This window comes from Mucilaginibacter sp. P4_D1 (assembly GCF_056401935.1).
The window spans coordinates 36,993-50,206 of sequence record NZ_JBFUIJ010000009.1; the positions used below are offsets into that span (position 1 = coordinate 36,993).

At 42.5% G+C, this 13,214-nt stretch carries 10 protein-coding genes; 2 read left to right on the forward strand and 8 right to left on the reverse strand.

Annotated elements, in window-relative coordinates:
* Positions 1-426 precede the first annotated feature (426 nt).
* Positions 427-2,664 carry a PAS domain S-box protein gene (locus AC1DV1_RS10635; protein WP_477358560.1) on the forward strand — a complete coding sequence of 746 codons (2,238 nt, stop codon included), beginning with the start codon at positions 427-429 and terminating at the stop codon, positions 2,662-2,664.
* Here the strand turns inward: AC1DV1_RS10635 and AC1DV1_RS10640 are convergent.
* On the reverse strand, positions 2,653-3,678 hold the full coding sequence (locus AC1DV1_RS10640; RefSeq protein ID WP_477358562.1) for a ligand-binding sensor domain-containing protein: 1,026 nt from the start codon (positions 3,676-3,678) through the stop codon (positions 2,653-2,655). The two genes, AC1DV1_RS10635 and AC1DV1_RS10640, sit on opposite strands and share 12 nt — an antisense overlap.
* Positions 3,679-3,874: 196 nt before the next feature.
* Positions 3,875-4,978, reverse strand: a complete 1,104-nt coding sequence (locus AC1DV1_RS10645) for a WD40/YVTN/BNR-like repeat-containing protein (RefSeq protein ID WP_477358564.1) — start codon at positions 4,976-4,978, stop codon at positions 3,875-3,877.
* A gap of 150 nt (positions 4,979-5,128) precedes the next feature.
* On the opposite strand from AC1DV1_RS10645, the gene AC1DV1_RS10650 reads away from it, so the two are divergent.
* Entirely contained in the window at positions 5,129-6,019 is an 891-nt protein-coding gene (locus AC1DV1_RS10650) for a winged helix-turn-helix domain-containing protein (protein ID WP_477358566.1), read from the forward strand.
* Between the two features lie 360 nt (positions 6,020-6,379).
* On the opposite strand, the gene AC1DV1_RS10655 is transcribed toward AC1DV1_RS10650, so the two are convergent.
* From AC1DV1_RS10655 to AC1DV1_RS10680, 6 genes are all read right to left on the reverse strand, one after another.
* Positions 6,380-9,157: a family 78 glycoside hydrolase catalytic domain gene (locus AC1DV1_RS10655; protein WP_477358568.1), complete on the reverse strand. Its 2,778-nt coding sequence runs from the start codon at positions 9,155-9,157 to the stop codon at positions 6,380-6,382.
* A gap of 28 nt (positions 9,158-9,185) precedes the next feature.
* Entirely contained in the window at positions 9,186-9,464 is a 279-nt protein-coding gene (locus tag AC1DV1_RS10660) for a hypothetical protein (RefSeq protein WP_477358570.1), read from the reverse strand.
* Between the two features lie 38 nt (positions 9,465-9,502).
* The gene (locus AC1DV1_RS10665; RefSeq protein WP_477358572.1) at positions 9,503-10,834 is read right to left on the reverse strand and encodes a serine hydrolase domain-containing protein; all 1,332 of its coding nucleotides are present in this window, start codon (positions 10,832-10,834) and stop codon (positions 9,503-9,505) included.
* Positions 10,835-11,167: 333 nt separating this feature from the next.
* Positions 11,168-11,671 carry a DinB family protein gene (locus AC1DV1_RS10670; protein ID WP_477358574.1) on the reverse strand — a complete coding sequence of 168 codons (504 nt, stop codon included), beginning with the start codon at positions 11,669-11,671 and terminating at the stop codon, positions 11,168-11,170.
* 5 nt (positions 11,672-11,676) lie between these two features.
* Positions 11,677-12,498 carry a helix-turn-helix domain-containing protein gene (locus tag AC1DV1_RS10675; protein ID WP_477358576.1) on the reverse strand — a complete coding sequence of 274 codons (822 nt, stop codon included), beginning with the start codon at positions 12,496-12,498 and terminating at the stop codon, positions 11,677-11,679.
* A gap of 11 nt (positions 12,499-12,509) precedes the next feature.
* The gene (locus AC1DV1_RS10680) at positions 12,510-12,995 is read right to left on the reverse strand and encodes a YbhB/YbcL family Raf kinase inhibitor-like protein (RefSeq protein WP_477358578.1); all 486 of its coding nucleotides are present in this window, start codon (positions 12,993-12,995) and stop codon (positions 12,510-12,512) included.
* Positions 12,996-13,214 lie beyond the last annotated feature (219 nt).

The following is a 13,214-nucleotide window of genomic DNA, read 5'->3' on the forward strand; positions in this document are numbered from 1 at the left end:
TTATCCCGCTAATAACGGGAGCCCGGCTGTTTTTACCCATATTTAGCGCAGGTCTTGTGTCGGGATAAGAGCGATAGCCCTATGATTAGTTTACAAAAGTCGCAAGTAACTCCTTAGCTTGCAGCCGGACAACACCGCCAAGAGCGGGGGCACCAACAAGGGCCGGGAATTGGAATGCAGATTGGTTGATACCTCTTCGCACAGTCGTGTGTGCTTTAAATGCGGGCAGATAACTTGTTATTTTCAACCTGAAAAGTCACATGTTCATCCATCACGCTGTTCCAAAACACCCCCTGCTGTGTCTTGAATGCAGATTGCTTATGAAATATTACCCTCGCAAAATATATTTGGTATTCAAATACGTAATTAATTGTGTCATTTAGACAATGAAATAATTACTTTGGTTAAATATTAAATAAAGGGGGAATGGGCGATCACAAAAACAATCCTGAGTATCATGGCGAGCTTGTTTATCAAATGTGCTATGAACATAGTCTTGATGGAATAATCTTAACTATTCCTAATGGGAAGGTTTTAGCCGCTAATCCGGCGGCCTGTGAGATATTCGGTATGACCGAAGCCGAATTGTGCGCATCAAGCCGTTCAACGCTTTTTAACACCGGAGACCCCAATTTTGAGCACTTGAAAGTTGAACAGGACCCAACCGGCGCCATCAGGGGCGATCTTACCATTGTGCGAAAAGATGGCAGTAAGCTTATCGCTGAGATCAGTAATAAGCACTTTACCACAGACAACCACGAATTTCGATCGATTATCATCATCAGGGATAAAACAGAAAAAATTTTAGCCGAACAAAAGATCAGGGAATCCGAGGAAAAATATAAGCAGATTGTTGAGTTATCGCAAGAGGGTATTTGGGTAATAGATGAAGATAATAAAACCACTTTTGCAAATGATGCCATGGCCAACATGCTTGGGTACCAACGCGAGGAAATGATTGGCATGGAGCTGTTTGACTTTATGGATGATGAAGGCCGTAAAATTTCAGAACGTAATATCGAAAAGCGTAAAAATGGAATTACAGAGCAGCACGACTTTGTTTTTTTAAAAAAAGACGGCACAAAGGTTTGGGTGATTATATCTACTACGCCTATTTTCAAAGATGGCAGGTACGCCGGCTCTATGGCGATGATAACAGATATTACGCAACGAAGGCAGGCCGAGGAAAACTTAATTTCAAGCGAAGAACGCTTTCGTGAACTGGTTGAAAATAATAATGACGTGATTTTGTTGCTGGATAAAAACCTGCTAACCATTTACCGAAGCCCTGCAACATGGCGCACGATGGGTTTTACCGACGAAGAGCGGATTGGCCGTAGCTACCTGGAACTGGCGCATCCTGAAGATGTGGTTGATATTAAGAGATTTCAGCAAATAGTAATTGACAACCCTGGCAAGCCGATTCCAATTAGGGTACGGGCAAAGCACAGCGACGGGCATTACCTTTGGCTTGAAGGAATTGCCACTAACCTGATGCATAACAAAAGTGTAAATGCTATCGTAGTTAATTTAAGGGATATAAGCGAAAAGAAAAAAGCCGAAGATAACGTACAGCAATTGAACAACAGGCTACGTATTGCTACCGAGGCAGCCAATGTTTGCATATGGGAATGGGACATTATTACCGGCGAATTAAAATGGGATAACGCCATGTATAAACTTTATGGCCTCGATCCGAAAATAGGTATGCCCCATTTAATGAACTGGATGGATGCTGTACACCCCGACGATTTAACAAATTTATTAAAAATGAGCGATGAGGCTATAGCCGGAACACGCCCATTGGATACCGAGTTTAGGATTTTCAGGGCCTCTGATCGCTCGGTACGGTTTATACGCTCTAAGGCATTAAATGTAATGGATAAAAAAACCGGTGCAGTAGTAAAAATGATTGGCAGTAACTGGGATATTACAGAAAATCAGCTGGCAAAACAGGAAAAGGAAAAAATTTTGGCCGACTTGATACGCAGGAATAATGACCTTGAACAATTTGCCTACATCATATCACACAACCTGCGCGCGCCGGTTAGCAATGTTTTAGGTTTAAGCGAAATGCTGATTAATGATGATGTTGATGACGAATCAAAACCAACAGTTTTAAATGGGCTGGATCTTTCCGTAAAGAAAATCGATCTTATTATTAACGACCTCAATAATATATTCCAATCGAAGCAGCGAATAGGCGACAAAAAAGAAACAGTACATTTTCAGCAGATTGTTGACGATATTAAATTCAGTATCAATCACATGGTTGAAAAGGAAAATGTTTCGTTGAAATGCGATTTTGGGAAAGCTGAGCATATGGTTTCTGTTAGAAGTTACCTATATAGCGTTTTGTACAACCTGATTTTGAATAGTATCAAATACAGGAAGGAAGAAGTTAACCCGGTAATCAGCATCAGCTCGTCAATTGACGATGGTAAACATATAACACTCGTTATCACCGACAATGGAAAAGGCATTGATCTGAAAAGAAATAAGGAAATGCTTTTTGGCCTTTACCAGCGTTTTGACCAAACAGTAGAAGGAAGAGGCTTAGGTTTGTATATGGTTAAAACACAGGTTGAAGCCTTGTACGGCACCATTCAAGTGGATAGCGAATTAGATAGAGGTACATCATTCACTATTAGCTTACCTGTTTAATGGTGGGTGTGTATCAGCATACTTTAATTCGTTATTCTGTTTCTCTTTAAAGGCGGTAACAGCACTGCCATCATACCGATACACCCCATCCATAGCGCCAAACCAAATATTTCCTTTGTCATCTTCTAAAACCCCGAAGGTCATTGGTTTGTATGTTATTTCGGCTACCATTGGCTTTTTATTAGCTAAGGTCTTTTCATCATAACGGGAAAGCGCCCAGGCTTCATCAGCCAAGGACTTTCCGTCGTACCCAGGAAGTGCCCAGGCCTGGCTGTTACTTCTTTCTGAGCTCGTCCAGATATTGTCTTTTTTGTCTTCCATTATATAACCAACAAACTTTTGGGTAAAATTGGTAAATGTACTGCCGTTATAGCGCCAAAGGCCATCAGCTCCGCCCAACCAGATGTTACCTTTTTTATCTTCAATTACCGAACGAACATTCTTAAAAGGTTTACTGTCATGGGCGAAAACGGTAAATGTTTTTCCATCATACACGAAGGTGTTGCCCCTGGTAGCAAACCAAAACCTGCCTGTTTTGTCTTCAATAATTGAAGTGACTTCATATGGAGGCCGGTTCTGAAAAGTTTTTCCTGTCCGGTCTTCATTCATGGCATCTCCGTTTATAATATAGTTCCGGAAGGATTTTCCGTCGTAACGGCTTGCTCCTCCACCTGCACCGAACCAGATATTGCCGGCTTTATCTTCATAAATACAAGTAACCTCATTATTAAGAAGCCCATCCCTGGTTGTGAAGTTTTTAAAGGATCTGCCATCGTAATAATAAACACCTGAACCAATAGACCCAAACCACAAATTGCCTTTGTTATCTGCTAAAACAGAAAAGAAGCGTGCCGAACTTACTTTACCGGTAATATTGGTAAAAGATTTTCCGTCGTATTTAAAAACACCATCAAATGAAGCAATCCAAATGTTACCCTTTTTATCTTGTATAATATTGCGGGTGATATGGTTAGGTCCGGTGGAAGTGACCACGCTGTTGGATTCAGACTTCATAGTGTCTTTTGGTAAGTCTGTTTTGACTTGTCCTCCGCAGGAAGTGCAAAAAACAAGCACCAGGAGCAAAGGAGCAATAAAAATCAGGTAGGCGATTGTTAGCTTGTTGTTCATACTACAGAAATGATATTGATTAATAATAATTATCCAATGATTTAAAATCAGCGATACACATTATTTCTGAGTTTGGTTTTTTTTAACATCCTTTATTTGGTACGGCATAAATCACGTTGCCCGAAACAGATAAATTGAAACCATAATTTTCTATAGCAGGAAGTAACATTTTTTTCCATGTTTTGCCCATGTCAGATGACCGGAATATACCATCTGAGCGGCCACATATTAAATATTCACCCATTTGTTTAATTGATAAAATATCCGATGAAGATTTAAGTAAGCCTATTTTTTTCATTAATAAACTACTCCAGGATGGTTGAAGTTCTTCGCCTATAGCATTCCAGGTTTTTCCACTATCCAGTGAAATGTGTGCGCTGTTTGTTTGGGTTATTGTGTTGTATACTATAGCAGCAAATCCTCCGTTTATACGTTCCACAGTGATGCCAGCACCCCCTTCACTAATCACACTATCCCAGTTTTGACCATCATCGGTCGATCTTAATATTCCATCTTTGCTGGTACTCAGGAGTACACCGTTCCACTCTGCCAATTTCATTCTACCATCTCCAACATGCACTTGTTTCCAGGTTTTTCCACTGTTAGTAGATCTAAAAAGGCAGTTGTTGGAGCCAATGAAAACTGTGCCTCCGGCAGTTTCAAAAACGGTGCGTACTTCTCTCTCTTTATAATTCTTGTACATCCAATCTATCGTTCTGTCTATACGTACGGCTTGCTCTTGAAAATCCGTGTACGTGGGCAACCAATTATTCGTTCCGTTTATTTTTTGTAAAAATTGCCCCCTGAAATCATATGCAAGTATCCCATTCTTGCCAGGGGCAATGTTACGTTGGTTACCAGGGAAAATTTCTTTTGTCCAGAAAGGAGTTGTGGAATTTGGTTCACTGTGATAAACCCCATTTCCGGCACGTAAATATAGTCCACGGTCATTTGCAAATAAACCATCTCGCCACACACCTTCTCTCTGTAAATTTTCAGGCAGCCCTTGGCTAATGTCCTGCCATGTTTGTCCGCCATCAACAGATTTAAAAATGATGTTGACAATCGCCGATGATTTGCCTTCTTTTATTGGTTTCTTTTTTGCATCCTTTTCTTTTAGCACAAAAGAATTTAGTAGAAATAATACCAGGAAAATAGCCGGAACAAATACAAATAGCTTTTTCATTTTTTTAAATTTTAAGTAAAACATATGTTTCATAATCTGTTTTATGATCCTATCAGAATTGATGCAGCAAAATTACTTTGATATATTTCGGTGCGGGGAATTTGGATTGTAAATAAAAATGTAAACTTTGTAAAATAAAATCTTGACACTATGTTAGATAGCAGAATTCTCATGTCCGGGAAACGCAAGTACCTGTTCGGATTGACGATACTTCCTTTTATCGCTGTAATCTGCGTGGCTTTCGGTATCAAGAACGATGACAGCTTCGATATAGCCAGGCGGGAAGTTTTGCTCCGCAGGCTTGGCCATGAACTACTATTACAGTCGGGCGACAGTACATCAAGGGTGCTGCCGGTAAAAAAGATCGCAGAAAATGAGTACCAGATCACGTTTGAGAATGAGCTTACTTTTCAACCAGATTCGCTGGTGAATACTACCGGGCGTTTGTTGGCCAAAGACCCGCTCGCACGTGATTATGTAGTGAATGTTCTGAACTGTGGCAACTCCAGTATAGCTTATGGATACGCTATATCAAAAAATGAGAAAGATGATATTATAGCCTGTAGAGGAAGAAAGCAACCCAGGGCATGTTACATCATCGATGTTAAATTTAAACCAACGGGTATAGCTACCGCAAAAAATGGATATCTTTTGGGTAGCCTGCCATTTTTAGCATTTGTTGGTTTTGTTTTTTTTAGGTCGGTTAAGCCGAAAAAGACCTTGCCTGACGATCAGTGCACAGACATGTTAACTTTAGGCGCGGTGTTGTTCGATGCAAAAAATCGTAAGCTCACAATAAACGGAAATACGACAGACCTGACCGGAACTGAAACGCGCCTGCTGCTCATTTTTGCATCGTCGCCTAACCAGACTATAGCGCGAAGCCGGCTACAAAAAGAGATATGGGAAGACGAAGGTGTTATTGTGGGGCGCAGCCTGGATATGTTTATATCAAAACTCAGAAAAAAACTGGAACCTGATCCTAATATCAACATTGTTGTTATCCGCGGCAAAGGATATAAGCTTGAAATTGGCGCTTAAGAAGAATCTCTGTGCGCCGATTGAACTTATGGAATATACTAAGTATGTTGCCACACCAGCAAGAGGGCTTGCGCCAGCGGGGGCTGTTTGCCTTTGTTGGAATTGTCTTCAACAACCTCCATTCTGGCGGCAATTTGTTAAAACTTATGCCAACTTACCCTCATCTGTAGCTTTTTTATTAATTGCCACCGATTTTAGTTAGTCGAGCCTTAAAAACAAGTTAACTATTTGATTGTAAAATAATTAACTTGTTTTTAAGGCTCGACCATTTAGATGCGTTTGCCCTGATACATCTGCCGCTATAACTCACTACCTTCTTCTTTTACAATAAGTTCCCGGAGAAAGGCTGCTCACACATTGCTATTTGCCAGCCACGGTAAAGGAGTACTTACCAGATCCCGCTTTAATGAGTGCTTTGCCGTTTTTAAATCCTAAAAGTTTTATATTTTTATTAATGATGATGCTTTTACCGCCTTCCCTAATTAAGCTGTTTTTTTTAGCCGGCAAATAAATTATTGCGCTGGCATTAACCGGGATGGTTGTGTTCATATAAAAAACAGCAGGTGTTTTTTTCCATTCGTTGCTAATATTACCATACGGAGATTGATAGTTTACTTTCACCTCGCTTACATCACCTACCGTTTCGGGACGAATGATAATATGGCGGAAGCCTATTGATCCTGTATCTGCCCTGATGCCTCCAAGGCCGCTATAAAACCATTCCATTAAGTGGCCCAGCATAAAATGGTTATTGCTGGATATACGGTTACCCTGCCACGATTCGGTAAGCGATGTTGCTCCCTGTGCAATCTGGTAACCATAACCCGGCACGTCTGAGCGGTTATTCATATCAAATATTACATCAGAACGGCCTGCATCATCCAATACCCTCAATAAATAGCGGTAACCAATGTCGCCCGCAGTGATACCATTGTTATGATTACGGATATCCTGCACAAGGTTGGCAACTACCTTATTTTTATCTTGGGGATTGACCAGTCCCATATATACCGACATGGCATTGGCTGCCTGGCTGCCTGTACCGTATTGACTTGTTTGTGTATTAAAAAACGTTTTGTTGTATGAAGCTCTTACCTCGACGCCCAATGCGGTATATTTTTGTTCGTCTTCGGGCTTATTTAGTATCCGGGCAATTTTTGATAGCAGGGTTAAATCATAATAGTAAATGGCGGTGCTGGTTATTCCTGCAGGCGTCAATTGCGACGGCCCCAGATCCCCCGGACCTATATCATACCAATCGCCGAGGCCGAAGTACAGGATATGGCCCTTTGATTTTTTTTCAAGATAGGCCACATAATGTGTCATCATATCATAACTCTCGTTCAATATTTGTTTATCACCGTACCATTGGTAAACGTAATACGGCAAAATAATACCGTTGCTTCCCCATTCAGGCGAATCGCGAAAACCACCGTCAAACTGTACAAACTCTGGCGCTATGTCGGGTATTAAACCGTCTTTTGTTTGCGCGTTTATCATATCCTTTATCACTTTACGGCAAAGGGTGGCAATATCATAGTTATAGTGTATCGAACTGCCAACCAGGTGTGCTTCTTCCAGCCACCCCAGCTTTTCGCGGTGAGGGCAGTCGGTAAATACACTGGCTGTGTTGCTTTTTATAGCCCAGTCAATCAGCTTAAATATTTTATTGAACAATTCATTGGAGCAACTGAATGATCCGATTGTAGCAGCGCTGTTGCGGGTATGCAGGCTTTTAATTTCTACAATGGCGGGCAGCGCCGAACTTTCGGCTTGGTCTGCAGGCACCGCGCCCTCAACCTGAACGTAGCGGAAACCATAATACATAAACTGCGGATGCCATACCTCGGTACCCTGACCGCTAAGCGTATAATTAAAGTAAACAGGGCTTCCAACAGGGGCCTGCATAACAAGGCCTTTGTCGTCCAAAAGCTCGGCAGGGGTAATTTTAACAACAGCCCCGCGCTTACCTTTTACCATTATTTGCGGAATGGCCGATGCGTTTTGCCCCATATCATACACCCAAACACCTGGCTTGGGGTGCGTGATTTTTTTAACGGTAAACTGATCGGATATCTTTAACGGTTCTTCCGCCTGCGCTTCAAGTATCGGCGGGCCGGATACAACAACTGCCTTCCTGAACTGTGTATCGTTAAAGCCGGCTTTATCCCAACCTTCATTGTATAAGGTCGCGTTGTAATCTTCGCCACCGTAAATGCTTGAAAATGTAACCGGGCCGGGGGCTGCTTTCCAGCTTTCGTCGCTCACCATATTCTGGGTTGTACCGTCTTTGTATTCAATTAACGCACGGCATATCATTTTGGGATAGCCGTAGGCGCCTTTCAGTTTATGATAGCGTTCGCCCGGGATGTAGTAAAAACCATTCCCCAGCATTACCCCAAATGCATTATCGCCCTTTACCAGGTTTTTAGTAATGTCGAACGAAACGTATAAAGCATGTTTATCATATTGTGTCCATCCCGGATCTAAAAAGTGGTCGCCAACCTTTTTTCCATTGATGCTTAATTCAAACTGACCAAGTCCGGTGATGAATATGGTCGCCTTTTTAATTTTCCTTTTTATATTAATTTCCTTGCGTAGTATGGGTAAAATGTCTTTGCCTTTATTCCACCTGTTGTCACCGGTATTCGCAATAGCAGGTACCAGGCGCAATGAATCGGGAATGTTTTCATAAGCTACCCATTTTGCACCTTTCCAGTCGTCGGCTGTTAATAAGCCCATCTGCCATTGTGAAGGCTTGCTCCAGGCCGAAGGTTTACCGTGGTTATCCCAAACCATTAGTTTCCAGTAATAAACCTTTGCATCTGTTAGTTTTTTGCCTGTAAAAATAACCTGGATAGACTGATCAGACATTGTCTTCTTTGTGTCCCAAATGTTTCCATCGTTTTTCTGTAACAGCAACGGATCATCAGCAACTAATATGCGGTAAGCAGTTTGGTTAACATTTTGTGCATTAGATAACAAAAGCCAACTAAGCTGCGGGTTTGGTGTATTTATGCCCAGGGGTGTATCCCGATATTCGCACCGCAAACCCGATACAGCGATTTGGGCAGATATTTTTAGCGATGCCAATAACAATAAACCACACACACCAATATTTTTAACACTCAGGATCATATGTATATTTTTTATAACAAAATTAAAATTATTCGCTGGTAATAGTTACCGGGCCAAGTAACCCTGACGGTATTAACGGCGAGTTTTTATCAAAATAATTCCAGGTTGTAAAGCAGAAACGTCCTTTTGATGGCCGGGCTTGCTTGTTTAGGAACCAATCTGGAAATTCTTTTAAAAAATGGCCTTCGCGGTGGCCAGGCAGCCATTCGGTGTCGGCAGGTTCTTGTTCGTCGCCAACCAGGCGGTTCGCCCATACATTGGTAACTTCAATAACAAGGGAGACCCTGCGGGAACGGAGAAACAACAATAGGAAAATTTTACAGTTTAACCATGGATTGTTTCCACCTATTTAACCCTGGTAAACAAATAGGTTTCACCATTTTGAAAGTAATAAAAAGTATGCTTAACGGTATCAAACCTAAGTGAAACCCCTGCCAAATCCAGTACAAATTTATCGTTACCCCTGGCCTCAAGCGGATAGGCGCTTTGGCCGGTGGCTTGCCCTATCAACGTTGTTTTGTTTTTAGTAATAGCTATTTTTAAGGGCATTTTGGCGCTGGTGTAATTGCCGAGGTATTTATCAAGATCGGCACTTTTAAGCTCAACGCTCTTAAATTCGGGCATTGCAAAGGGCTTGTTATAATAAACGCTCAAAGCATCCATCACAATCTCATCAGTAGGATACCGTAGCCCATTGGCAACATAAGCTACCGACAGCTTATCGGCCGGGAAATAAATAAGCTGACTCAAAAATCCGTCGATACCGCCGTCGTGCCCATAACCTGTTTTATCATCAAAGGGAAAAATAAACATCGCCATACCAAAATTATCCTTCATCAGTTTCATGTGCTCTAAATTTGCGTTACTGATGAGTTTACCTGCAAAAAGCGCGTCGATAAAGTGAACCAGGTCGGTAGGTGAAGCTATAATGGCCCCTGCGCCGCCCGGAATACTCATATCTGTTTCGGGCACCTGGCTCCATCCGGAGATGTAGTTATAGGAATAAGCTTCATTATTTAGGGGATCGGTTTTAGTGCCGTAGTAAGTATCTTCCAATCCTATTTTGGTTGTAATCCGCTCCTTTAATTCTTCGGGATAGCTTTTACCGGTAATTTTTTCGATGATGTAACCCAGCAGTACAAAATTTGTATTGTTATACGCGGCTTTAATACCGGGCTCAAAATCGGCTTTCTGTTTTGCAAAAATGGCTGTCATTTCCGTTTCGGATTTCGGCTTGCCCATATATTTAACATAACCCGAATCAGCGGTGAAATTATGAAGCCCGCTGTGGTGGCTCAGCATTTGGGCAATAGTAATCTTGCTTGCATTGGGTAATTGCGGGTAGTACTTAGCCAATGTAGTAGTCAGCGTTAGCTTACCCTCTTCAATAAGCTGAAAGATCATAACAGCAGTGAACATCTTGGTGATAGACCCTACCCTGTACTTGGTGTGGATATTTGCCGGCGTTTTAATAGTGCCATTTACCCGGCTGTAGCCAAAAGCGTTTTGGTAAACAATTGTTCCGTTACCTGCTATCGCGATGCTACCCATGTTTTGCTCATGCGCATTCAGGGTAACCAACAAACTATCTAACCTGGGCTTATTAAAACTATGTTTATGGCAGCCGGATACCAGCACCAATATCGGCAATAAAACAAAAAGCAGCTTTCGGATCATTTTTGCAACAGTTCAGGTAATAAAACAGTAACGTTTGTTGTGGTGCAGTATTGCGTGGCGGTTACTTTAAACGAGGGATTCCTTTAAATACCCGGCCGCATAAAACTATCCGGCAGCCTGAAGACATAGGACAAGTAGATGGAACGCGGAAAGTTAGACCGGCAGGGGGCATTTAGCATGATCTGGCTTAGGGTTTTGTATTGTTAAAACGAACTGAAAAAAAGCTCTAAAAGAAAAAGAAAGCCCCTAACACCAACTTTCGGTATGCTTCCCAAAACGGCCAAGTCGCTACCTGCTATTAATAAACAATTGCGCTATCATAATCAATTACACTTAACTATTTAGATGGGTAAGGTAATAGGTTGCCTGGTCGAGCGATGAGATTTTGGTGAAACCTGCCTGCCTTAATAGTGTTACCAATTGCCCGCGATGGTAGGTTGAATGGTTGATGCTATGCGCAAATGTTTGCCAGTAAGGCAATTGCCCTGATCCTCCCCTGGGATAGACAAAGATTACGGGATCTGCATAATTTTCTTCCGGGCAGTTTTTTATAAAATTTTGCATCCCGACTGAAGCCGTTTTCCAGATATCGATCAGGTCATTTTTAGAGCCGTCAAAATGAGCGGAAAGGTAGATGGCCGCTGGTGCTTTTGTCCAGAAATCTATCCAAATCTTTTCCGCACTGGCAATATGTACTGCCGTTTGCCTAACACTACTAAAACTGCTGGTCAATGGTTGTTCCCATTGCTCATCGCTAATTTGGCTTAGCCAGCCAATAGCTTTATCATTCGCCCAACTGTTGTAAGTAGCCAGGGCCGTAAAATATTGTTTGGTCATTTTTTCTAATTATTTAATTGATACTGTTTGGGCGTTATACCATGTACCTGTTTAAAAGATTGTATAAAGCTGGATAAGTTCTGGTAACCCAGTTCATAATAAATATCACTGGCTTTGTGACCATTTTGCTTAAGTAGCTGTGCGGCTTTCTCCATTCTTTTTTCCAGCAGCCATTTGCTGGGCGAAGTGCCGTAAAGCCTGGCGAAGCGCCGCTTAAAGGTTGATAAGCTTGCATTGCACAAAAAGGCCAGTTCTTCTACGCTCACCGACTGATCAATATTGGCATTTACCGCTTGCCTGATAACGATATCGTCGGCTGCCTGCTGGCTCATGCCGCGCAGTTTTTGTAAAGTTCCGGGGTAACTTTCGCCCAGGTAAAGCAATAGCTCATACAATTTTAATTGCTGCATATTTGGCGAGATGGCTTGATTTCCAGCAAGCATATGCCCCAAAGAACTGACAAAGTTTTGGACGAAGGCATCTTGTTCGAAGCGGAGGATAGGCTCCTCCTGTAGTTGATTGGCGGTCGCCAGAAGCAGGTCCTGGTGCCGGATAAAAAAATCGGCCAGTACGCGGTTATCAAAAGAGATCAGCATACTTCGGTAATTGCCACCCGGCGCCGCTATTTTTTCGCTCATGAGGCAATTACCGGCGGCAAGCAGCAAAAACTGCCCCGGTATAATGCTCACCACTTTGCCTGCATAATGAACAGTCTTTTCGCCTTCCAGCAGGAAACTAAAAAGATTTTGCTGCAGCGTGATCCGGTTCCTGATACTGGCCCCTTCGGCCCGGTAACTAAAAATACTAATCGGTTCTGCTTGTTTCATTTCAGGCTAATTTAATGCTTTTGCCCATAAACCAGCAACGTAGCTTTGGCAAGCGTTGCGTAATGCAGGTTGAATCCCACATAGGCTGGCGTAGCATTTTGATCTAATTGCAGTTTTTGCCCCAGCGCATAAACGGTGATCAGGTAACGGTGCGCCGGGCCTTCAGGTGGTGCCGCGCCAGCATAACCGGGAAAACCCATATCGGTGTTGCTTTGTATGGTGCCTTCGGGTAACAAGTTTTTGCTGATGTCGCCTGCATTCGCCTGCAATTCGGTTACCCCGGCCGGGATATTAAAAACTACCCAATGCCAGAAACCACTGCCTGTTGGTGCGTCCGGGTCGTACATGGTCAGGGCAAAAGCCGCTGTTTCTTTCGGAGCGTTCTTCCAATAAAGCTGCGGCGAACGGTTCTGCCCGGTAAAACCCATACTATCTGCGTATTGTTCTGTGTTTAATTGCCCGCCCAACTCCTTGCTCTTTAATGTAAATGTTGTCATTGCTTCTTTTATTTGATAAGTCAAAGGTAGGCGGTAACTATGCAGTGAACTGAGGGTCAAACGTTCAAAAAGTATCGCTAAACGTTCAATTTATTTAGAGGAGGTAAATCCGGCTTGGAGATGGTCCGGCTGTCCATAGAGTTCCGCTGTTTGGATGGTTCCGCTGAACGGCCACTCGCTGGTGCCCCGATGGTTAATCGGGTACCCCGCTGACAGGTA

What these genes read in the sequence shown, in the direction of transcription:
- AC1DV1_RS10640 (WP_477358562.1), bottom strand. Translation starts at nt 3,678, where the DNA reads ATGAAGTCTGAATCCAACAGCGTGGTCACTTCCACCGGACCTAACCAT.
- AC1DV1_RS10680 (WP_477358578.1), bottom strand. Translation starts at nt 12,995, where the DNA reads ATGACAACATTTACATTAAAGAGCAAGGAGTTGGGCGGGCAATTAAAC.
- AC1DV1_RS10635 (WP_477358560.1), top strand. Translation starts at nt 427, where the DNA reads ATGGGCGATCACAAAAACAATCCTGAGTATCATGGCGAGCTTGTTTAT.
- AC1DV1_RS10650 (WP_477358566.1), top strand. Translation starts at nt 5,129, where the DNA reads ATGTTAGATAGCAGAATTCTCATGTCCGGGAAACGCAAGTACCTGTTC.
- AC1DV1_RS10665 (WP_477358572.1), bottom strand. Translation starts at nt 10,834, where the DNA reads ATGATCCGAAAGCTGCTTTTTGTTTTATTGCCGATATTGGTGCTGGTA.
- AC1DV1_RS10670 (WP_477358574.1), bottom strand. Translation starts at nt 11,671, where the DNA reads ATGACCAAACAATATTTTACGGCCCTGGCTACTTACAACAGTTGGGCG.
- AC1DV1_RS10655 (WP_477358568.1), bottom strand. Translation starts at nt 9,157, where the DNA reads ATGATCCTGAGTGTTAAAAATATTGGTGTGTGTGGTTTATTGTTATTG.
- AC1DV1_RS10675 (WP_477358576.1), bottom strand. Translation starts at nt 12,498, where the DNA reads ATGAAACAAGCAGAACCGATTAGTATTTTTAGTTACCGGGCCGAAGGG.
- AC1DV1_RS10645 (WP_477358564.1), bottom strand. Translation starts at nt 4,978, where the DNA reads ATGAAAAAGCTATTTGTATTTGTTCCGGCTATTTTCCTGGTATTATTT.